We start from the raw sequence: 21,512 nt of genomic DNA, 5'->3' as shown, positions 1-21,512 counted from the left end.
CTACTGCTCGACGACGCGGCGCTCGGCCGTGTACTCGCTCGGGCTGTCGCCGGTGTTCACGGTCGCGCTCGGCTCGAGGAGCAGGATCTGCGCGCCGTCGGGTGCGTACGGCTGGTGCGGGGTGCCCTTCGGGACGACGTAGAGCTGGCCGGGGCCGAGGGTGACGTCGCCGTCGTCCATGCGGATGGTGAGCGAGCCGGAGACGACGAGGAACGCCTCGTCGGTCTCGGGGTGGCTGTGGCGGGGGAACTCGCCGCGGGCGTGCGCGACGCGGACGTCGTAGTCGTTGAGGACGGCGACGGTGCGTGGGGACCACGGCTGGTCGATCGAGGCGAGGACGGCGGCGAGGTCGACGGGCCCGGTCATGCGGTCGCCCTCTCCGCCGGCACGGTCCGGGAGGACGTGGCGACGGCCCGGTCGACGAGCGCGAGCAGCCGCCGGCTGACCTCGGGACGGCGCTCGAGCTGCACCATGTGCCCGGCGCCCGGGTAGACGGCGAGCTCGGCCGTCGGCAGCGCCGCCGCGAGGGCGCGGCTGTGCTCGACGGGGCACAACCGGTCGGCGTCCCCGACCGCGACGAGCACCGGGACGTGCGCGAGCGCCCCGAGGGCCGTGGCGCGGTCGTGGTCGGAGAAGGTGGGGAGGAAGGCGGCCACGGTCTCGGCCGTGCAGGCGCGGTGCACCTCCATCGCCGCCCGGACGTCGGCCGGGTCCGCGGCGCTGCTGAAGATGAGCCACGTGTCCATCGCGCCGACCGCGCGCTGCTTCCCGGCCTGCTCGGCTTTCACCGCCCGCTCGTTGAGCACCGGCAGCAGCCGCTTGACCACGCGGGCCGCCGGCGCGGGCATCCCGTAGGTCACGGCGTCGAGGCCGCCCGAGCTGGTGCCCACGAGCGCCACGCCGACGATGCGGTCGCCGAACAGCTCGGGCCGCTGCTCGGCCAGCGCCATCACGGTCATGCCGCCCATGGAGTGGCCGCCGAGGACCACCGGCCCGTCCGGGACGACGTCCTCCAGCACGCGCGCCAGGTCGTGCCCCAGGTGCTCGATGGTGGCGCGGTCCCGCGTCGTCGCGCCGGACGCGCCGTGCCCGCGGTGGTCGTAGGTGACCACCGCGAGGTCGGGGCGGGCGTCGAGCAGGTCGCGGACCTGACCGGCCCACAGCCGCGAGGACTGCACGTAGCCGTGGGCGAGGACGACGGTCGCCGTGGGCTCCGCGGCGCCGAACACCTCGACGTGCAGGTCGACGCCGTCGTCCGTGGTCACCGTGCGCACCCGGCCCAGCGGTGGGGGAGCCGGCTCGGACGCGGGCGGCGGCGCGGGACGGGCGGCGCGGCGGCGGGCCAGGGCCGCACCGGCGGCGAGGACGGCGAGACCGGCGGCGGCGGTGGACGGGCGCATGGGGGGCAGGGCTCCAGGGTCGGTCGGCGACGGGGTCAGGCGGGGAGCGGGTCAGGAGGGAGCGGATCAGGCGGGGACGGGGACGCGGCGGGCGGTGCGCAGCTCGTAGGACTCGGCGTCGAAGCGCCGCATGAGCCGCATGTAGGCGGAGGTGTGCGTCGGCCACAGGGTGAAGTTGCGCCCCTGCTCGTCGCGGTACCAGGACCGGCAGCCGCCCGCGTTCCACACGGTGTCGGTGAGCTCCGCCTGCAGCCGGGCGTTGTAGTCGTCCTGCGCCGACCGGCGGACCTCCAGCGCGCCGGCACCGGCCTCCCGCAGCGTCCGCAGCGCCTCGACGACGTAGCCGATCTGCGCCTCGATCATGAGGACGACGGAGGTGTGGCCGAGCGCGGTGTTCGGGCCGAGCAGCAGGAACAGGTTCGGGAAGCCCGCCACGGTGGTGCCGCGGTGCGCCTGGACGCCGGCCCGGCCCCACTCCTCGTGCAGCGTGTGGCCCTCGCGGCCGGTCAGCCGGTGGCCCAGCGGGATGTCCATGACCCGGAACCCGGTGCCGTAGACGATCGCGTCGACCTCGTGCTCCCGCCCGTCGGCGTCGACCACCGCGTGCGGGCGGACCTCGGTGACGGCGGAGGTGACCACCTCGACGTTCGGCTGCGCCAGGGCCGGCAGGTAGTCGTCGCTGACGATGACCCGCTTGCAGCCCATGGCGTAGCGCGGCGTGAGCTTCGCGCGCAGCTCCGGGTCGGGCACCTGCTGCCCGAGGGACTTCAGCGCCTGCTTCTCGAACAGCGCCCGCAGCCGCCCGCTGCCGGTCCACACGCCCAGGCGGGCCTCCCGGACCGCCCACTGGCCGCCCCGGGCCAGCCGCAGCAGGCCGGGGGCGCGGGCGTGCAGCCGGTGCTCGCGGTCGCTGTAGGCGCGGTCCTTCCGCGGGAGCACCCACGGCGGGGTGCGCTGGAGGACGACGACCTCCGCCGCCGTCTTCTGCAGCTCGGGCACGAACTGCGCGGCCGAGGCGCCGGTGCCCACGACGGCGACCCGCTTGCCGGCCAGGTCGACGGAGTGGTCCCAGCGGGCGGAGTGGAAGGAGGGACCCTCGAACGTCCCGATGCCCGGCACCTCGGGCAGGTGCGGCTCGACCAGGCCGCCGGCGCCGCTGACCAGCACGTCGGCGGTGAGGCTGCCGCGCGTGGTCTCCAGCCGCCAGACGAGCGCGTCGTCGTCCCACTGCCCGGAGACGACGTCGGTGCCGCAGTGCAGGTGCGGCAGGACGCCGTGGTCGGCGGCGACCTGCTCCAGGTACTCGCGGATCTCGGGCTGCCGCGAGTAGACGTGCGACCAGTCGCGCTTGGGCGCGAAGGAGAAGGAGTAGAGGTGGCTCGGCACGTCACAGGCCGCGCCCGGGTAGGTGTTGTCCCGCCAGGTGCCGCCGAGGGTGGCCGCGCGCTCCAGGACGACGAAGTCGTCGATGCCGGCGCGCTGCAGGGCGACGGCGGTGCCGATGCCGGAGAAGCCGCTGCCGATGACGGCCACCCGGGTGTGTGCGGGCAGCGGGCCGGGGGCGGGCCGCGACGACGTCGTCGGGGCATGGGTCACGGGGACCTCCAGGGACGCGGGGATGTGACGAGCGTCGCACGTGTTCCAGGCGAGCTCGACGGGGACCCGCTGCTCGTCGTCCGCGCCCGCCGGGGCCCGTAGGCTGGACTCCCGTGAGTCTCACCATCGGGATCGTCGGTCTGCCCAACGTCGGCAAGTCGACCCTGTTCAACGCGCTGACCAAGAACGACGTCCTGGCGGCCAACTACCCCTTCGCGACGATCGAGCCGAACGTCGGCGTGGTCGGCGTGCCCGACGAGCGGCTGGGGAAGCTGGCGGAGCTGTTCTCGTCGCAGAAGGTGGTGCCGGCGACGGTGTCGTTCGTCGACATCGCGGGCATCGTGCGCGGCGCCAGCGAGGGGCAGGGGCTGGGCAACAAGTTCCTGGCCAACATCCGCGAGAGCGACGCGATCTGCCAGGTGATCCGGGTGTTCTCCGACCCCGACGTCGTGCACGTCGAGGGCAAGGTCGACCCGGCCGACGACATCGAGACGATCAACACCGAGCTCGTCCTCGCCGACCTGCAGACGCTGGAGAAGGCCGTCCCGCGGCTGGAGAAGGAGTCGCGCAAGGACAAGGAGCGTGCGGCGCTGCTGACGGCGGCGCAGGCGGCGCAGGAGGTGCTGGACACCGGGCGGACGCTGTTCTCGGCCGGTGTGGACCCCGCGCCGCTGCGCGAGCTGACGCTGCTGACGACCAAGCCGTTCCTGTACGTCTTCAACGTCGACGCCGACGAGCTGGCCAACGAGTCGCTCATCACCGAGCTGCGGGAGCTGGTGGCGCCGGCCGAGGCGATCCTGCTCGACGCGAAGACCGAGGCCGAGTTGACCGAGCTGCCGGCCGAGGAGGCCGCCGAGCTGCTGGAGTCGATCGGGCAGAACGAGCCGGGCCTCGACCAGCTGGCCAAGGTCGGCTTCCGGACGCTCGGGTTGCAGACCTACCTGACGGCGGGCCCCAAGGAGGCGCGCGCCTGGACCATCCCGGTCGGCGCCACCGCCCCGCAGGCCGCCGGCGTCATCCACACCGACTTCCAGCGCGGCTTCATCAAGGCCGAGGTCGTCTCCTACGACCACCTGATGGAGGCCGGCTCGATGGCCGAGGCCAAGTCGCGCGGCTGGGTGCGCATCGAGGGCAAGGACTACGTGATGGCCGACGGCGACGTCGTGGAGTTCCGCTTCAACGTGTAGAGACGCGTAAACCCGCAGCTCAGCGGCCTGCTGACCCCTGCCGGTCCACATCCAGTCAACAGGATTTTGCGTTCCAGGCCCGCGCGCGGACCAGATCGCGCTCCTCGGGCAGCCCTGAGGACCGACCCGGCCCAGGGACGCGGAGCGTTCATCGCTTATGTGTGACGAGGGATCTGTAAGCCGCTGCGGTGTCGCAGCCACCCAGGGTCAGTGCCGCGGGGGAGATGTACTGGAGGTCGGCTGGGACCCGTCAGCGTTCTCCTGTCCTGCTCCGGTCGACCTCCGGTCCGCAGGACTCGACGAGCATCGCCTGCGCGGCGGCGCGCGTGCGGTCCTCGGCGCTCGGCCACAGGTGCGAGTAGGTGGACAGCGTGGTCGTCGCGGATGAGTGCCCGAGAGCGCGTTGGACGGTGACGACGTCGCAGCCGGTGGCGATCAGCCCCGAGGCGTAGAAGTGCCGGAGGTCGTGCAGGCGCAGCCCGGAGACCCCGGCGGCTGCGGTCGCGGTGCGCCAGCGGTGGCCGACGGTGTTCTGGTGCGGTGGCTGATCGCCTTCTCCGGTGAACATCCAGCCGCGGTCCCGGCTCTGCGCGGCGACATGTGCGGCCAGCATGTCGACCAGTCCGGGTGCCAGGAACACGACTCGCTCGCTGCCGTACTTGGGCGGCCGGACCTCGACCTGGCCGCGGCCGGCCCGCTGCACCTGGCGGGCGACGGTAAGGGTGCGACGCAGGAAGTCGATGTCCTCAACCCGGAGGCCGGCGGCCTCGCCAAGCCGGAGGCCGGCGAACGCGCAGAGTGCGACGAACGGCCGGAAGGCCGGGTCGGCTGCGTCGAGGACGGCGCCCACCTGCGCCGCCGTGGGCAGGGTCATCGCGGCCTGAGGACGGCGGCGGCGGGGGAGTGCCACTCCGACGCTGGGATCAATCGGGATGAGCTTGTCCGCGACTGCGCCACGCAGCACGGCGCGGACGTTGTTCATCCGGGTGTGCACCGTGCCAGGGGCCAGTCCGCGGTTGACCATGCCCTTGACCCAGCCCTCGACGTGCGAGCGGCGGAGTGATCGCAGCGGCACGTCGGCGAACGGCACGGAGTTGGCGGCCAGCCGCATCGCCAGCACCGTCCCCGGGGCCCATACCTGCCGTTCCGACCAGTTGGCGTAGAACTCGGCGAAGGTGATCCGGCCCGCGCCGGGGTCGACGTAGGTGCCTCGTGCGACGTGCGCGGTCTGCTCGTCGAGCCACCGTTGTGCGTCACGCTTGAGAGCGAAGGACTTGGCCACCTGGCGGCCCGACGGATCGCGGAACTGAGGCCGGTAGCGCAGACCCTTGCCGTCCTGAGCGGTCGGCACCAGCCGGCCGGTGACTGGGTCCTTCCGGCGCCACCGATCCTGGATGCTCGCCACGGTGACCTCCAGTCGGCCGCGCAATGAGGTTCGTATGCCCGGTCAACGTAGCCCGCGGGCCCGACGCATCGGGCGACGCGTTATGGCTACGGCGGCCGCTAGATTGGTGGTGCCGGCGCCGTGTGCGTCGGCTCAGTGCGCCTGCGCTGCTGGCATTCACCGATCCACCGGTCGACGTCCTCGCGTCGATACGTGACCCGGCGGCCAAGGCGGAAGCCGGCGGGGCCGGTACCGAGGTGCCGCCAATAGCGGAGAGTCGCGACGGGGTCCGGAGGTAGGCCGCAGCCTCCGCGAGGGTCATGAGGTCGCTCTCACTGCTCGAAGCGTTGAGGAAAGTATGGCGGTTCTCCCCGGATGGCGGCTGATCGCTGGCGAGGAGGCGTCCACTCCTGCCGGCACCGTTCGGCCACCTCACTCACCAGCCAGCTTGAGCAGCCTTCTCCAGTGGGTCTGCAGTACGGGTATTGAGGTCGTTGCTCAGGTGATCGAGCCGCGGCGAGCTTGTTGCCGCGCCCGCGCCCGACGCTAGTAGTCGATCGAGCTACTGCGCACGTGGGGGCGCCGGTGGTATGCCTCGAAGACGGCGCCGAGCGCGTCGGACAGGTCCAACAGGTCCCGGTCGTAGATCCGGCCGTCGTCGACCTGGCGAACAAGCTTGTCGAGCAGGCCTGGCCAGTCGCGGCGTGTCGGTGTGACGGGGACTGCGACCTCGATGCGCCGCTCGACGACCTCCACTGCGGATCGGCCAGAGGCTGCGGCCCTGGTCTGCTCCCACGCGCGGTGTCGGCAGGTGGCCGAACACCACTTCGGGTTGGGCCCGCGGCTGCGTGGGGTGAATGGTCCGCCACACCAGGCGCAGTTGACGGCGGCGGCCCGTCTCTCCGGACTGCTCATCGCGTCGTGGGCTCCGCCGGGGGTCTTGCCCTTACTCGGCACTCGCTGAGTCTGCTGGCGCCGGCGGCGCTCGGCCTCCGCTTGTCGTCTTCGGTAGTCCGCCGTCCCCTTGCTGCCCATGTCGCCGAGCGTGCTGACCATCCTCCAGTTTCTCGTCACCACGAATCGCGAGACCCGACGGTGAGCTTCTATGTGTCAATCGCGCTCGGGCGTAGTTCTGGGCGGCGGTGGGTGCGGTGGACTGACCGAAGCGAAGAGCAGGTCCGGGACTGAGAACCTGTCGCGCAGCTGGCCTTGGCCGTAGAGACGCGTCCCTTTGTCGCTGCCGCACTCACCGTCCAACGGCGGCGAGGTCTTCGTGCAGGGTCTTGTAGACCACGTCGGAGAGTCGTCGCTTCAGACAGCGCAGGGCTTCCCGGGCGGTCTTGCCCCGGCGCGTTTGCGCAGGTAGTACGCGCGGCCTTCGGTGTCGGCGCGGATCTGGGTGATCGCAATCGTGTAGAGCACCCGGTTCAGCGTCCGGTTGCCCGAGCGGTTGAGCCGATGCCGGCTCGTGGTGCGCCCGGAGTTGGCCGGCAGGGGCGCGGTGCCGTTGGCGGCGGCGAAGGCGTGCCTCGAGCGGTAGCGGCGGATGTCGGCGACCTCACCGAGGATGGTGGCCGCCCCGGTCGGTCCGACGCCGTAGATGCCGGTCAGCCCGGTGCCGGCCTCTTCGATGGCGGCGGCGATCGAGGCGGTGACCTCCTTGATCTCAGCGGTGAGCTCGGCCAGCCGCGCCAGTCGGCGGCGGGTCAGCTGTGCGCGCACGCTGTCGTCGCCGGCGAGCAGGTCTTGGGCGGCGGTGATGAACGTCGGTGCGGTCAGCCGCGGCACGGTGGTCTGGTAGCCCGGTCGCAGGCCGTGCAGCTCGGCGTGGGTGCGGCTGGCCAGCGCGGTGCGCTCGGCGACCAGCTGGGTGCGGTAGTCGGCCAGCGCGCGCAGGTCGGCGGCCTGGCCCACGGCGAGGCGGACCGGTGGCAGGCCGGGTTCGCGGACGGTGATCCGGGCGATGGCGACCGCGTCGATCGGATCGGTCTTGCCCTGCCCGGGCTTGGCCTTGCGTTCCCGGGAGGTCAGGCTGGGTGGTACCTCGACCACTGCGATGCCGCCGGCCAGTGCGAGGCGGACGGCGGCGCCGCGGCCGTAGTTGCCCGAGCCCTCGATGCCGACCCGTGTCACCTGGTGGTCGGCCAGCAGCTGCTCGAGGGCATCGAAGCCGGCCTCGGTGTTGGCCAACTCGCTGACCACTAACGGCCGGCCGACGTCGTCGATGACCGCCACGGCGAGGGTGTCTTTGTGGGTGTCGATGCCGGCGAGCACGCCGACTCCTTCCTGCCTCGACGACGCTCGCGAGCACCGATGCCCCCCGGGCGTAGCGCATGCACTTGCTGGCTGTCGCAGCCGGCGCTCCTATCAGGCGTCAACCGCCCAGGACAGCGGCGACGTCACCGGCGGGCACTCATCGCAGAAGGCCACTGCAGATCGCGACGGGCAGCATGAGGTCGAGCCTCGCCGGTGACGCCCGCGAGCACCCCGCCATCGGTGACGAGGCGGCCGTAGTACCGCAGGTGAGCTGAGGTGTGAATCCCGGAACCGCTGCTGGGGTGCCGGGCCGGTGTCAGGCGGCGGGTCCGAGGGTGACGGTCTGTCCGAGTTTCTCCAGTTCGTGGACGAGTTTGCGGATGCGGTGTTCGGGTGAGCGGCGGCGGTGGGCCCAGTCCGGTCCCAGGTCGGCGTAGTCGACGCCGTCGTGGACGACGTGCCAGTAGGCGATGAGCAGGTCGTGGCGGGTGGCGCCGATCGCCTTGGCCACGCCGCGGCGGCTGCGGATGTGGGCGTGGTGGGCGGCCAGATAGGTGCCCTTGGTGCGGGCGGCGGCGTGTGCGGCCTCGGTCAGCGCGGTGCGCAGGGCGACCGAGCCATGCCGGGTGCGCCCGGATCTGGGCCGGCCGCCGGAGCTGTTGTTGCCCGGGCAGATGCCGGCCCAGCTGGCCAGGTGCGCGGCGGTGGGAAAGACGCTCATGTCGGCTCCGCAGTCGGCCAGCAGCATGACCGCGGTCCGCTCGGAGACGCCGGGGATCGTGGTCAGCCGCTGGAGGATGGGACGAAAGGGCTCCGCGGCGGTGGCCAGGAGGGCGTCGAGGTCGGCGATCGCGGCGTCGAGGAAGTCGATGTGGGCCAGCATCTGGGCGGCCAGCAGCCCGTGGTGCCCGGTCCGGAACCGCCCGGCCAGCGCCTGCTGCAGGGCGAGGATCTTGGCCCGCAGCCGGCCGCGGGCCAGCTCGGCCAGGACGGTCGGATCGGACTCGCCAGCCACCAGCGCCTCCAGCATCGCCCGCCCGGACTTGGTCAGCAGTCCCGAGGCGACACTGGTCAGCTTGATCCCGGCGTCCTGCATCACCTTCTCCAGCCGCTGGATGACCCGGGTGCGCTCCTCGACCAGCGTGCGCCGATGCCGGGTCAGGTCCCGCAGTTCCCGGATCGGCGGGGGTGGGACGAAGCTGGGGCGCACCAGCCCGTGCTCGATCATCTGCGCGATCCACGCCGAGTCGGCCACGTCGGTCTTGCGGCCGGGGACGTGGTGCAAGTGCTCGGCGTTTATCAGCCACACCTCGAGTTGGTCCTCGAGCAGGTAGTAGACCGGTTTCCAGTACACCCCGGTCGATTCCATCCCGGCCCGGCTGATGCGGTGCTCGGCCAGCCAGTCACCCAGCGCGCAGATCCCCGCCGTCGTGGTCGCGAACGTGCGGGTGGCCTGCTCCCGCCCCCGCCTGCCGCGGGCGGGCACCCGGACCGTGGCCACCACCGTGTCCCGGTGCACGTCCAACCCCGCGCAGCGCTCCACCAGAACGTCCATGCCGGCCTCCTCCCCGACGGGCACGTCGCCCCGGGGAGGCCTGCCATCGAAGAGTCTGAGGTTCGCGCTCGCAGCAGCAGGACAGGGTGCCTCAAGCCTCCACGCCACACTCCTATGCGGGTTCGCGGCACCAAGCAATCACGGCGTCTGACCGAGGCGACGGCCCACCGATTCTCATTCGGCAGGGTGGGCCAAGGCCACAACCACTCCTATGTGCAAGGGCTCGGCGGTAGCCTCCGGGTTGGCGGTGGGTGCGGTGGACTGGCCGCAGCGAAGAGCAGGTCAGGGACTGAGAGCCTGTCGCGCAGCTGGCTTCGGCCGTAGCGCCGCGTCCCGTTTGCCGCTGCCGCACTCACCGTCCTCACCGGCGGCCGACTGGAGCTGACGTGGCGCGGCGAGGTCGTCGTGCATCGTCTTGTAGATCAGGTCGGAGAGCCGGCGCTTGAGGCAGCGCAGGGCCTCCCGGCCGGTCTTGCCCTCGGCGCGTTTGCGCAGGTAGTAGGCGCGGCCCTCGGTGTCGGCGCGGATCTGGGTGATCGCCATGGTGTAGAGCACCCGGTTCAGCGTGCGGTTGCCCGAGCGGTTGAGCCGGTGCCGGCTGCTGCGGCCGGAGGAGGCCGGGATCGGAGCGGTGCCGTTGGCGGCGGCGAAGGCGTGCCGCGAGCGGTAGCGGCGGATGTCGGCGACCTCGCCGAGGATGGTCGCGGCGCTGACCGGGCCGAGGCCGTAGAGCGCGGTCAGGCCGGTGGGCACCTGCCCGACCGCGGCGGTGATCAGGCCGGTGACCTCCTGTATTTCTGCGGTCAGCTCGGCCAGGCGCACGAGTCGGCGGCGGGTCAGTTGCGCCCGCACGCTGCTGTCGCCGGCGAGCAGATCCTTCGCTGCGGTGATGAACGTGGGCCCGGTCAGGCGAGGCACGCTGGCCTGGTAGCCGGGCCGTAGGCCGTGCAGTTCGGCGTGGGTGCGGCTGGCCAGTGCGGTGCGCTCGGCGACCAGCTGGGTGCGGTAGTCACACAGCGCCCGCAGGTCGGCGGCCTGCCCGATGGGGAGCCGGACCGGTGGCAGGCCGGGTTCGCGGGCGGTGATCCGGGCGATGGCGACCGCGTCGCCGGGATCGGTCTTGCCCGCTCCCGGGCGGGCGGTGCGCTCCCGGCTGGTCAGGCTGGGCGGCACCTCGACCACCTCGATCCCGCCGGTGAGGACCAGGCGCACGGCGGCGCCGCGGCCGTAGTTGCCCGAGCCCTCGATGCCCACCCGCTGCACCTGGTGGCGGGCCAGCAGCTCTCCGAGGGCGTCGAAGCCGGTCTCGGTGTTGGCCAGTTCGGTGACGACCACCGGTCGGCCGCCGTCGTCGATGACGGCCACGGCCAGGGTGTCTTTGTGCGTGTCGATGCCGGCGAGCACGCCGACTCCTTCCTCGTCGACTCGTGCTCGCGATGACCGAGGTCCTGGGCGGGAGCGCACGCACCTGCGGGCCGCCGCGGCCCACGCTCCTATCAGGCGTCAACCGCCCAGGACATCGGCAGGCGTCACCGGCGGGCACTCACTGCGAAAGCCACACATGATCGCGACGGGCAGCAAGACGTCGAGCCTCGCCGGTGACGCCCGCGAGCACCCCGCCCTCGATGACGGGGCGCCCCTTCGTACCGCAGGTGCAAGACGTGTAACGGTTGCGATCTTGATCGTTGCCGTACAGCGCGCAGGTCTGTTCCCGGGCTGAGGTCCCTCCGGACGGCGCCCATGGGCCCTCGACTGGAGGAAGATCCCCATGAGGTGCTGTAGCAGCGGATCGCCGGGCAGGACATCGACAAGGCGGGCTTGACGGTGTGCGTATGCACGCCCGGGCCGCGAGGCCGGCGCAGCGAGGGACCTCTGCCCCACGACGCAGGCGGTTCAACGACCAGTTCCCGCTCCCCCAGCTGCTCGGCCAGGACGTCAGCCGGCACACGCTGTCCTGGGCGCGCGCCGCCGGCGGCATCCTCAGCACGACGAGCGACATGACCCGCTGGGAACGCGCGCTCTACAGCGGCCACCTGCTGCCACCCCAGCAGCAGGCCGAGCTGGAGAGCCTGGTCTCGATCACGACCGGCCAGCCCATCGCGAGCACATCGGCGACCGATCCCCAAGGATTCGGACTGGGGATCGCCCAGCTCACGGACCCGGAACTCGGGACGTTCTGGTTCTACGAGGGCGAGACCCTGGGCTTCCGCGCCCTGCACGCCTACTTCCCGGACACGGGGCTGATCATCGCCATCGGGCTGAACAGCGCCACCGCCGATGACCAGAGCGCCACCTTGATGAAGGCGGTGTACGACACGCTGCTCACGAACGGGATGATCCGCCCCTAGCCAGCCCCCGCCACCTCACGCGCATGACCCCATTCGTCGGCACCACTGCGACAGAGGCTCACCGCGGTCGAGGACGCCGGGAAGTGCGTCCCTCATCGGCGGTCACGCCGGTCGGCGCGAGGCCCAGCCCGCGCTCGGTCTGCCGCGTGTCGTCGATCGTCGTGTTGGCTGCGTTGGTTGGTCGGAGGCTGCGGGTCGGCCTGGCGCTCGACCAGGTCGGAGACGCCCTCGACGACATCGGCGCCGCCGACGACGGCCGCGTGGCTCGCCGCCGCAGCGGACCTGCGCGTGGCTGACGGCCATGACCCGGCCCTCCCTCCTCGGCTCGGGCCGAGTCTGCAGGTGTTCAGCTGACGGGGGTGACCTCACGTCGACCGGAGGTCTTCGTCGTCGATGCGCTCTGACGATCCGAAGCGCGGAACGTCGAGGTGCTCGATCCGCTGACCCCGGTGGCCACGGTCCGGCGCTGACTGCTGGCGGAGCCTGTCGCTGAGCTGAACTGCCGGATTGCCGCGTCGGGTCGGCTCGTCAGCCGGCGCCCGCACCACGGAGTTGCTGCGCGACGACCCGGCGTCGGACCGGGACCGGGCGCTCGGTCCCGGTCACGTGCTGGTCGTGTGAACGGGTCGGCGCACGAGGGAGGCGAGATTCCAGCGCAGCGCTCCGGCGAGGTCACGGGCGTGTTCGCCGAGCGTGAGGTCTCGCGGGGTTCGGGCCGCGGTGACGGCGGCGTCGAGGTCGTAACCGTGCTCTCTGAGCACCTCGGAGAAGTCACGCTGCAACGGGGCGGCGCACTGGTAGCCGAGACTGCGGTAGAGGCGCGGGAACAGCGGCCGGAAGAGCCGGATCCGTTCGTGCAGCCCGCTGGAGTGCGACATTGGGTTCTTGTGCCGGGTGGCGACGTAGTCAGGGAGGAGGTCGGCGAAGGCGTGCCGCACGATCCACTTCTCATAGCCGTCGCGGTACTTAAGCTCCTGCGGGATCCGCATGGCGAGGTCGAGCATCGTCACGTCCAGGAACGGCACCCGCGCCTCGACCCGGTGGCCCATCGAGGTGCGATCGACACGCTGCAACTCCGTACGACTGAGGTGAGCAATCTTGTGCAGGAACAGCCGGCGCCGGTCCGCATCACCGATCCGGCGGTACATCGTGTAGCCACCGAACAGCTCGTCGGAGCCGTCGCCGGTGAGAACCACCTTCACGCCGGCGTGGTGGACGGCGGCGAACAGTCGCTGGGAGACGACGGCGTTGATGATGTCGCCGTACTCGGTGAGCTCGGAGACGCGCATCGCCTCCCGCACCTCGTGCAGGCCCAGCTCCCTCGGCCGGACGGGGACCACGACGTGCTGCACCCCGAGGTCGGTGGTGAGCCTCCGGGCGTAGGCCAGGTCCTCGCTGCCCTCGGCCCCCACGGTGAAGGCCACGCAGTCGGGGTGCAGCTCGCGCACCAGCAGGAGGGTCAGCGAGCTGTCGAGGCCGCCGGAGAGCACCACACCGACGCGCAGGTCGGTGTCCACTCGGATCCGGACCGCGTCGGTCAGAGTGGCCCGGAGCACCTCCGCCGCCCCGTCGACGTCGGGGAGCTCGGGCTGGCCCTCGCCGAGCCTGTAGAGGTCGATGTACGGGTGCAGGGCCGGAGTGGTGTCAGGAGCAGCCCAGCCGCAGTGACCCGGGGGCACCTCGTGGACGGCCACGCCGAGCGAGACGAGGGCCTTGACCTCGGACGCCACGTGCAGACGGCCGCCCGCCGCGGCCCAGTAGAGCGGCTTGACCCCGACCGGGTCGCGAGCGAGGAACACCCGGCGGCTGTTCCGCTCGACGAGCGCGAAGGCAAACTCGCCACGCATCCGCAGCAGCGCGTCCTCACCCCAGGCCAGCACCGTCTCGAGCACCACTTCGGTGTCGCTCTCCGACCGGGTGCGCCGTCCCTCGGCGTGCAACTGGGCCCGCAGTTCGGCGTGGTTGAAGACCTCCCCGTTGAAGCAGAGCGCCCAGCGCCCGTCCTCGGACGTCCAGGGCTGGACGGCGAGCTGGCGGTCGACGATGCGCAGCCGGGCAGTGCCCAGCAGGGCGTCGTCCGCGCAGAGGACCTCATCGACCTCTCCGCGGGGGGAGATCGAGGCCAGCATCGTGCCGAACAGCTCCCGCTCGTGGCCAGCGCCCGCCCCGAGTACTAGGGCGATCCCGCACATCAGCCGGTCACCGCCGTGCGGACGGCGAGCGGTGCCAGGTGCTCATATCTGCTGACCAGTGCGGGGTTCAGGCACACGTGCCAGGCCTGGCCCTCGTCGATCACGTTCAGCACCCCCTCGTCCCGGTAACCGGTCAGGAGATCCTCCAGAGCGCGAGCCACGCCGTGCCGGCGCAGCCAGGCCATCTCGATGTCAGCGGCGTAGCCGGTGCAGTGCGCACTCGGGAGCAGGGCCGAGTACCCCAGGTCCCGCAGCCGCTGCTGGACGGCGGTGCTGCGGACGATGCAGTTCACCCACAGGCCGCCCTCCCAGGGCCCAGTGGTCTCGGCGAACCTGGTGGCGATCTCGTTCAGCAGTGCGATCATGGCCGGCCGGGCCACGGGGTAGCTCAGCCCCGAGGACATGGGCTCGCGTTCCGGGGCCCACCGGCGGAATGCGTGGTTGCGGGCCCGCGCCGGCCACGCGGTGGCGCACACCCGGTAGCGGAACGAGAGCAGGCGCCGACGGCGCAAGGACGGCAGCCAGGTCAGCTCCGATGAGCGAAGGACGTCCTCGTCGTCGGTGAAGGGCGGGACCGAGGACCACCACAGGACGTCTATCTGCTGCAGCAGATAGATCTTGAGCAGTGTCGCGGGTGTTTCCGCGTTGGACCGGGCACTGGGTCGGAAGGCGCCGACCTGGTGTGCGATCCGCGCAAGCACCTCCTTCGTGCCGCCCGGCACGAAGTCCAGGACGGCGCGTACCTCCGGGTATCCGGCGGTCCGGTCGAGGGCGGGACCGGCTCCCCGCCCCTCGTCGACGGTCCCGTCCCGGAGACGCTGGACGACGTCGTCGACGACGCAGCGGTAGGCGGCCAGGTCCGCCGGCGAGGGAGGACGGGTCATGGCGGCTTCCCGGGGTCCATCGGTCACGTGTGTGACGGTGCCCCCCGGTGATCTGCGCTCCTGTTGGATCCGTCGGCTCGGGTCGGCTCGGCGGGCACGGGGGAGCTCCACCCGCGGGACTGTACGAATGTGACGCGGTGTCGAACAGGCATCTACGCACCTGCACCATGAGATGAGCGTCGAGCCGTTGCGCACGGTGACCAGGGAGGCTGACCCGTTGACCCCTCCTCGGCTTTTCCTCGCGGCGGAGCTCGACTGCCCGTTCCGCCGCTGAGCGCTACATCGACGATTACGAGGAGCGGCTCGGGGTGGACCGATCTGCTGGTCCTCACCGAGGCCGGCGCGAAGATCGCCCCGAGCACCTCCTAGGCGCACCGCTCACGCCCGCGCCCGGTGCGGGCGGTCGGTGACCTCGTGCTCGGGGTCGAGAGTGCCCGGAGACCGACCTCGGCGGCTACGAGGTGAGGAAGGTGTGACGTCAGCTCAACGGGAAGACATCGCCGTGCCGCGCTGCCGGGCGCCTGGGCGTGCGCCGGTAGGGTCCACCCGGCTGCTGGGCGGATCGTGGCCGGGCCGGCGCCTTGGACTTGGGAGTCGCATGCGCAAGGCGGTCGTTCCGGTCCTCGTTGGGCTGTTGGTGGTGGCCACGGGCTGCACCGGTGGCGGCGCCGATCCCGCCCAGCAGCGCGCCGAGTCGGTGACCTCGGCGCCGGACACGGCCTTGACGTTGGTGGCCGACGCCGATCCGGTGGCCTCGGCGGTCTCGGCCAGCCGGGCGCTGTTCGACCGGTCGACGGTCGCGGTCGTGGCCCGTGACGGCGACGACGCTGCGGCGCTGCTCGGCTCCTCGGCGGCCGTGGGCCTGGGCGTGCCGCTCCTGGTGGAGCCGACCGGCGGCGGTGCCGGTGACGTGGTCGGCGCCGAACTGGACCGGTTGGGCGCCACCGTGGTCCTCGTCGTGGGCGACACCGGAGCCGCGATGACGTCCTCCCCGGAGGGCGCACGGGAAGTCGTCCCTGTTGCCGCCGACGCCGCGGCGGTCGAGGCGGCCACGGGGCTGGACCTGGCCGACGCCGACCCGGTGCCCGCCGACGGCGGCCCGGTGGCGGTCTCGGCGCTGGACCCGCAGAACCCGGCCGCGCTGCGGCCCGTCGATGTCGGCGGGTCGGGCTCGTCCACCGCGGAGGACAGCCCGGCGGACGGGGATGCGACCGTGCCGCAGGTGGACCGCGGCGATCCACTGACCGGCACGGTGGTGCTGGCTTCGGGCAGCCCGGAGTCGCTGGCCGGTATCGCCACCGCGCGGGCTGCCGGCGCGGACGTGCGGTTGACCGGCGGACAGACCGACCCGCGCGGCTCGGCCGACGTGGTGACCGCGCTGTCGCAGAACCGCCCCGACACAGTCGTCGCGCTGGGAGCCGACTTCGCCGGTGTGCAGGGGCTGGACTGGAAGCTGCGGACGGCGGTCGAAGGACCGCAGCTGCCCGGCGGCGGCCAGTTGCTCTTTCCTCAGCACATGATGGTCGCGCTCTACGGCACCCCGGGCACCGGTGCCCTCGGCGTGCTCGGGGAGCAGGGGCTGCCGGAGAGCATCCAGCGGGCCCGCGACACCGCGGCGCCCTACCAGGAGTTGGTGGATGCCACCGTCGTGCCGGCCTTCGAGATCATCGCCACGGTCGCCTCGTCCGCCGCCGGGGCGGACGGGGACTACTCGGCCGAGTCCGACGTGGAGACACTGCGGCCGTGGGTGGAGGCGGCAGGTGAGGCCGGGGTCTTCGTCGTGCTGGACCTGCAGCCGGGCCGCACCGACTTCCTCACCCAGGCCCGGCTGTACCAGCCGCTGCTGGAGCTGCCACACGTCGGGCTCGCCCTGGATCCGGAGTGGCGACTGCGGCCGGATCAGGTGCACCTGACCCAAATCGGGCAGGTCGGCATCGAGGAGGTCAACCAGGTGGTCACCTGGCTGGCTGACCTCACGCGCGATCGGGCGCTGCCCCAGAAGCTGCTCGTGCTGCACCAGTTCCAGGTGCGGATGATCGTCGACCGCGAGCGGCTGGACACCTCCCGCGACGAGTTGGCGATCATGGTGCACGTCGACGGGCAGGGCACCCAGCCGATGAAGCAGGACACCTGGCGGGTGCTGCACCAGGACGCCCCCGCGCCGCTCTCCTGGGGCTGGAAGAACTTCTACGACGAGGACTCCCCGACACTGACCCCCGACCAGACCATCGCCGGGGTCCAGCCCACCCCGCAGCTGATCACCTACCAATAGCAGCACCCCTCACCGGCCACCCGGATCCGGGCAGATCCCCGCCTGCCGCGCCAGCCCCACGCACGGTCATGACCACCGATCAGGCGAGCCACAGTCAGCGAACGGCGCTCGGATCGTCCCCACCCGGCGGTGCGGCTACTTGCGAGCCCGGGCGGTTCACCACAACGCTGAGGCCATGCGCCGACGGCAGTTCCTCACCATGACCGGTGCGGTGGTGCTGGCCGGGTGCTCACGGTCGGCTCCCGCTCCGTCGACCGACGCGACCACCAGCGCCTCCTCCACACCGGCTGCGACGTCCAGCACCACGCCGTCCCCGAGCGCACCACCCACCTCCGGGACGCCGCAGGAGGTCCTGGCCCGCTCCACGGTGCCGGTGCTGTGCTTCCACCAGCTGCGGGAGTTCCGCGCCGACGACAGCGCCTACGCCCGCACGATGATCACGCCGCCGCCGGTGTTCACCGCCCAGCTGCAGGCGCTGCGCGACGGCGGCTACACGCCGATCACCACCGCCGCGCTCGTCGACCACCTGCAGTTCGGCGCCGCCCTCCCGCAGCGCCCGGTGCTGTTGACCTTCGACGACGGTTCGGAGACCCACCACTCGGTGGCCCTGCCCCTGCTCACCGACCTCGGCTTCCCGGCCACCTTCTTCCCGATGACCGTCGTTTTGGGCAAACCGGACTGGCTCAGCGGCGACCAGCTCCGCGACCTCGACCGGGCCGGCATGACCATCGGCGCACACACCTGGGACCACCAGCGGACCGACCGGCTCATCGACGACCAGTGGGCGACCCAGCTGGACCAGCCGCGGGCCCAACTGGCCGAGATCCTGGGCCACCCCGTGGACCTCATGGCCTACCCCTTCGGGGTCTGGTCGCAGGAAGCCCTTGCCCATGTCGCCACGGCGGGTTACCGGGCGGCCTTCCAGCTCTCCGACCCCCAGGACACCGCGCAGCCGCTGCTGACCATCCGCCGCATCATGCCGCCACCCACCTGGGACGGCCCGACCCTGTTGAGTCACCTGGACTCAGACTTCTGAGCGGCCGCCCCGGGCCACGTACCACCTGATCGTCGACGCCCGCAGGATCCCGCCGGCGGTGACGCTGACTGGCCAGCCGTGGCTGCGGGCGCTGCTGCACTCGGTCTATGACCAGCCCGACGCCGACGGCGTGCACGCCCAGTTCGACCGCGTCCTCGACGCACTGACCGATGAGCTGCCCAAGGTCGTCAAGCATCTAGAGGCCGCCCGCGCCGACGTGCTCGCCTTCACCGCCTTCCCAAAGAGCTCTGGCGTCAGATCTGGTCGAACAACCCCTCCGAGCGGCTCAACCGCGAGATCCGCAGGCGCACCGACGTGGTCGGCATCTTCCCCCACCGCGACGCGCTCATCCGGCTGGTCGGCGCCGTACTTGCCGAGCAGCACGACGAATGGACCGAAGGCCGTCGCGACCTCGGCCCAGACGTCCTCGCCCGCTGCCGCATCCGACCCGTCACCGAGCCGGCGACCCAGACCACCACCGAGGAGGTGACCATTCCGGCGCTCAGCGCCTGACCGATCTGGGAGATCACGCGGCCAGCGTCACACATCACACCACGGGACTTGACCTCTGCTCGAGGCTGGCCACCGGTTTGCAGGGATAGACGTCGACTGATACACCGATCAGACTCTCGACGCGGGGGTTGCAGCCGATGATCGGTTTCCTGCTCGCTGTGGTCACGGCTCTTGTTCTGCTGGCGGCTGGTTTCCTGCTCGGGGTCTTCTGGCTGCGTGAAGAACACGCCCGGGAGACCGTGTTGCGCGAGGAGGTCGAGCAGAAGTCCCGGACTATGCAGCAACTGGTTCACCCCCTCGATCCCAACTCCACATCACGCGGTGAGGTGCCGTTGACCGGGTGCCACCATTGACACTGCAATGGCGGAGCCTCCACTGGACCCGGGGAGGTGGAAAGGCGAGCTGGGGCGACTTCTCAGTCCTCACTGCCGTTGTCGGGCGGGGTGTTGGTGCCGAGCGGGTTGCCGTTGTCGTCTGCCGCCTCACCGCCGGCGTCGTGGGTGGGGGTGGAGGCCGCTGCGGTCGGCGGGTTGGCCGGGACGGTGCTGCCGGCGAGGACCGGGTCGGCTGGGGGGAAGGGCACCATCGGTGCGCCGGTGAGGACGGGGAGCATGGCGTCGTGCCAGATGGTGGCGCCCATGCCGCCGCCCTGCCCACCGACGTCCTGATTGGTCTTGGGGTTGAGCACCATCACGCTGGCGGAGTACTGCGGGGTGTAGCCGGCGAAGGCGATGGAGAAGTTGTTCTGCGTCGTTCCGGTCTTGCCGGCGATCTGGTGGCCGGGGACGTAGGCGGCTGGGGCAGTCTGCCCGGGATATCCCGGCTCGACGTCCTTGCGCATCATCTGGGCGAGGGTGTTGGCCACCGCCGGTGAGACGGCCCCGGCGGTGCAGGTGTCCCCGCTGCCGGCCGGGTCCCCGTCGGGCCCCGTCAGCGGCTCGCCGTTGCGGTCGAGGACGGCGGTCACCGGCGTCGGGTCGCACTGGGTGCCGCCGGCGGCCAGCGTGGCATAGGCACTGGCCAGGTCCAGCGGGCTGGTGGCCTCGGCACCGAGGGTGAACGACCCGCGGTTCCCGCCGATGATCTGCTCCGCCGAGGAGGCGGTGAAGTGCATGCCCATCCGCTCGGCCACGCGCACCGGGCCCTCCACGCTGCCCAACTCGTCCTGCAGCGCCATGAAGTAGGGATTGGAGGACGTGTAGAGCGCCTCTTCCATGGTCATCGTCGGCTTGCCGCCACCGGCGAAGGCGTGCACCACGTAAGGGCGGCCGTTGTTCGTGTAGACCCGGGAGACGTAGGGATTGCTCGTGGTCAGGGTGTGGTCGGCGGGGATCCCGCGTTCCAGCGCGGCGGCGGCGGTGAACACCTTGTAGGTCGATCCGGAGCCCTGGCTGTAGGCGGTGTTGAGCACGATCGACTCGCAGTCGGCCGCCGAGCAGCCGTAACGGCGGTTGACGCTCATCGCCAGCACACGGCCGGTGCCCGGCTCCACGGCGGTGTACATGGCGGCCCGCGGGTCCCCCATGGAGAGCTGGTCGAGCACCGCCTGGTCACCGGCGGCCTGCATGTCCGGGCGTAGCGTGGTCCGGATGGTCAGCCCGCCGTTGTCCAGCGTCTCTGCGGGAATGTCGAGGGTCTGCACCAGGTACTGCTGCAGATAGGCGCAGAAGAACCCGCCGATCGCCGCGTCGATGCAGCCGTTGGGCGATGGGTCGCCCGGTGCGACGGCGACCGGCGAGGCCGAGATCTCGGTCAGCTCAGCCGCGCTGATGTGCCCCAGGGCGTACATCCGCTGCAGCACCTGGTCGCGGCGGACCTGCGCGTTGGCCGGGTTGGTGATCGGGTCGTCGTTGGTCGGGCTCTGCACCAGCCCGGCCAGCATCGCCGCCTGCGGCAGGGTGAGGTCGGCGGCATCCACGCTGAAGTAGCGTTGGGCGGCGACCTGGATGCCGTAGGCGCCCTGCCCGAAGTACACGGTGTTCAGGTAGCGGGTGAGGATCTCGTCCTTGGCGGAGGTCTCCTCCAGCGCCAAGGCGATACGGGCTTCGCGCAGCTTGCGCGCCAGACCGCCCTGCCCGTCCTGCTCGATGGCTGCCTGCCGCTCCTCGGCGGAATCCGCCGTCTCCAGCAGGGTCTGCTTGACCAGCTGCTGGGTCAGTGTCGAACCGCCCTCCCGCACCGACCCGGCGGCGGCGTTGGTCACCGCGGCGCGCACGGTTCCCTGCACGTCCAGGCCGTTGTGCTGGTAGAAGCGCGCGTCCTCGATGTCGACCAGCGCCTGCTTCACCACCGGCGCGATCCGGTCGGAGGGGACCGGGGTGCGGTCGTTGGTGTAGAAGCTGGCGATCAGCGACCCGTCGGCGGCCAGCACCCGGCTGTTCCCCGACACGCTGCCGGTCAGCGCGGCCGGCAGCTCGCCGGCCAACGTCACGGAGTTCTGCACCAGCACACCGGCGCCGCCAGCCCACGGAAACGCGAGTGCAGCCACCAGCGCCCCGGCCACCACCACCGCCGACGCCAGCCGCACCAGAACGGCGGACCGCGAACGCCGATATGACCACATTGCTTGGAATCTACGTGTGCTGTGCTCCCCACACGTTTCCGGCAGGTTGCGGTAACGCGAAGAATCGCGTTGAGCGGACGGCTCCGCGGCCTATTCTCCCTGGGCACGGTCAGTGCCCCAGGCGGCGTTCGCGCACCAAGGTGTCGGCACCTGGCTCGGCGCCAGCGAAGGGACAAGGGCAGAATACCGGTGCGAGGCGCCATCACCTTCAGGCCACCGGGGTCACCTCCGACGAGCTCCTGCGCCCGCGGCTCTTGGTCGGAAGGTGGCGGTTACTACCGGAACGGCACTTCGCGTTCTGGCGGTGGTGATTTCGCACCTTCTCC

General features: G+C 71.5%; 17 protein-coding genes and 2 pseudogenes. 7 read left to right on the top strand and 12 right to left on the bottom strand.

The window, feature by feature from the left end; translation table 11 throughout:
- The 3 genes from ABQ292_RS08940 to ABQ292_RS08930 all read right to left on the bottom strand — a co-directional run bounded on the left by ABQ292_RS08940 (position 1) and on the right by ABQ292_RS08930 (position 2,996).
- Complete coding sequence (locus ABQ292_RS08940; RefSeq protein WP_369205384.1) at positions 1–366, bottom strand: cupin domain-containing protein; 366 nt, start codon at positions 364–366, stop codon at positions 1–3.
- Positions 363–1,400: an alpha/beta fold hydrolase gene (locus tag ABQ292_RS08935; RefSeq protein ID WP_369205382.1), complete on the bottom strand. Its 1,038-nt coding sequence runs from the start codon at positions 1,398–1,400 to the stop codon at positions 363–365. Before ABQ292_RS08935 ends, ABQ292_RS08940 begins: the two co-directional genes overlap by 4 nt.
- 66 nt (positions 1,401–1,466) lie before the next feature.
- Positions 1,467–2,996 carry a flavin-containing monooxygenase gene (locus ABQ292_RS08930; RefSeq protein WP_369205380.1) on the bottom strand — a complete coding sequence of 510 codons (1,530 nt, stop codon included), beginning with the start codon at positions 2,994–2,996 and terminating at the stop codon, positions 1,467–1,469.
- Positions 2,997–3,109: 113 nt separating this feature from the next.
- On the opposite strand from ABQ292_RS08930, the gene ychF reads away from it, so the two are divergent.
- Positions 3,110–4,183 (top strand): redox-regulated ATPase YchF, encoded by a 1,074-nt coding sequence (gene ychF, locus ABQ292_RS08925; protein ID WP_369205378.1) that lies wholly within the window; start codon positions 3,110–3,112, stop codon positions 4,181–4,183.
- Positions 4,184–4,433: 250 nt separating this feature from the next.
- Here the strand turns inward: ychF and ABQ292_RS08920 are convergent, their stop codons facing one another.
- From ABQ292_RS08920 to ABQ292_RS08895, 6 genes and pseudogenes are all read right to left on the bottom strand, one after another.
- Positions 4,434–5,588, bottom strand: coding sequence for a tyrosine-type recombinase/integrase (locus ABQ292_RS08920; RefSeq protein WP_369205376.1), 1,155 nt, complete (start codon positions 5,586–5,588; stop codon positions 4,434–4,436).
- Positions 5,589–5,686: 98 nt separating this feature from the next.
- Positions 5,687–5,889, bottom strand: a pseudogene (locus tag ABQ292_RS08915) (helix-turn-helix transcriptional regulator).
- A 224-nt stretch (positions 5,890–6,113) separates the two neighbouring features.
- On the bottom strand, positions 6,114–6,323 hold the full coding sequence (locus ABQ292_RS08910; protein WP_369205374.1) for a hypothetical protein: 210 nt from the start codon (positions 6,321–6,323) through the stop codon (positions 6,114–6,116).
- A 555-nt stretch (positions 6,324–6,878) separates the two neighbouring features.
- Positions 6,879–7,841 carry an IS110 family RNA-guided transposase gene (locus ABQ292_RS08905; protein WP_369205371.1) on the bottom strand — a complete coding sequence of 321 codons (963 nt, stop codon included), beginning with the start codon at positions 7,839–7,841 and terminating at the stop codon, positions 6,879–6,881.
- Positions 7,842–8,139: 298 nt separating this feature from the next.
- Positions 8,140–9,378: an IS110 family RNA-guided transposase gene (locus ABQ292_RS08900; protein ID WP_369205369.1), complete on the bottom strand. Its 1,239-nt coding sequence runs from the start codon at positions 9,376–9,378 to the stop codon at positions 8,140–8,142.
- 282 nt (positions 9,379–9,660) lie between these two features.
- Positions 9,661–10,782, bottom strand: coding sequence for an IS110 family RNA-guided transposase (locus ABQ292_RS08895; RefSeq protein ID WP_369205367.1), 1,122 nt, complete (start codon positions 10,780–10,782; stop codon positions 9,661–9,663).
- Positions 10,783–11,210: 428 nt separating this feature from the next.
- Between ABQ292_RS08895 and ABQ292_RS08890 the strand changes: the two genes are divergently transcribed.
- Both ABQ292_RS08890 and ABQ292_RS08885 read left to right on the top strand, forming a co-directional pair.
- Positions 11,211–11,726, top strand: coding sequence for a serine hydrolase (locus ABQ292_RS08890; RefSeq protein WP_369205365.1), 516 nt, complete (start codon positions 11,211–11,213; stop codon positions 11,724–11,726).
- 146 nt (positions 11,727–11,872) lie between these two features.
- The gene (locus ABQ292_RS08885; protein WP_369205363.1) at positions 11,873–12,022 is read left to right on the top strand and encodes a hypothetical protein; all 150 of its coding nucleotides are present in this window, start codon (positions 11,873–11,875) and stop codon (positions 12,020–12,022) included.
- A gap of 306 nt (positions 12,023–12,328) precedes the next feature.
- On the opposite strand, the gene ABQ292_RS08880 is transcribed toward ABQ292_RS08885, so the two are convergent.
- Positions 12,329–13,918: an asparagine synthetase B family protein gene (locus ABQ292_RS08880; RefSeq protein ID WP_369205361.1), complete on the bottom strand. Its 1,590-nt coding sequence runs from the start codon at positions 13,916–13,918 to the stop codon at positions 12,329–12,331.
- A complete protein-coding gene (locus ABQ292_RS08875) occupies positions 13,918–14,802 on the bottom strand; it encodes a DUF5715 family protein (RefSeq protein WP_369205359.1) in 885 nt (294 codons plus the stop codon). Before ABQ292_RS08875 ends, ABQ292_RS08880 begins: the two co-directional genes overlap by 1 nt.
- A 598-nt stretch (positions 14,803–15,400) precedes the next feature.
- On the opposite strand from ABQ292_RS08875, the gene ABQ292_RS08870 reads away from it, so the two are divergent.
- From ABQ292_RS08870 to ABQ292_RS08855, 4 genes and pseudogenes are all read left to right on the top strand, one after another.
- The gene (locus ABQ292_RS08870; RefSeq protein WP_369205357.1) at positions 15,401–17,074 is read left to right on the top strand and encodes a hypothetical protein; all 1,674 of its coding nucleotides are present in this window, start codon (positions 15,401–15,403) and stop codon (positions 17,072–17,074) included.
- Positions 17,075–17,249: 175 nt separating this feature from the next.
- A complete protein-coding gene (locus ABQ292_RS08865; RefSeq protein ID WP_369205355.1) occupies positions 17,250–18,110 on the top strand; it encodes a polysaccharide deacetylase family protein in 861 nt (286 codons plus the stop codon).
- Positions 18,111–18,186: 76 nt separating this feature from the next.
- A pseudogene (locus ABQ292_RS08860) lies at positions 18,187–18,623 on the top strand (transposase); the annotation flags it as partial.
- A 137-nt stretch (positions 18,624–18,760) separates the two neighbouring features.
- Positions 18,761–18,976: a hypothetical protein gene (locus ABQ292_RS08855; protein ID WP_369205353.1), complete on the top strand. Its 216-nt coding sequence runs from the start codon at positions 18,761–18,763 to the stop codon at positions 18,974–18,976.
- 62 nt (positions 18,977–19,038) lie between these two features.
- Here the strand turns inward: ABQ292_RS08855 and ABQ292_RS08850 are convergent, their stop codons facing one another.
- Complete coding sequence (locus ABQ292_RS08850; protein ID WP_369205351.1) at positions 19,039–21,150, bottom strand: transglycosylase domain-containing protein; 2,112 nt, start codon at positions 21,148–21,150, stop codon at positions 19,039–19,041.
- Positions 21,151–21,512 lie beyond the last annotated feature (362 nt).

The organism is Geodermatophilus maliterrae (assembly GCF_041018925.1).
GTDB classification, from domain to species: Bacteria; Actinomycetota; Actinomycetes; order Mycobacteriales; family Geodermatophilaceae; genus Geodermatophilus; species Geodermatophilus maliterrae.
This window is presented reverse-complemented; position numbering and strand designations above follow the sequence as displayed.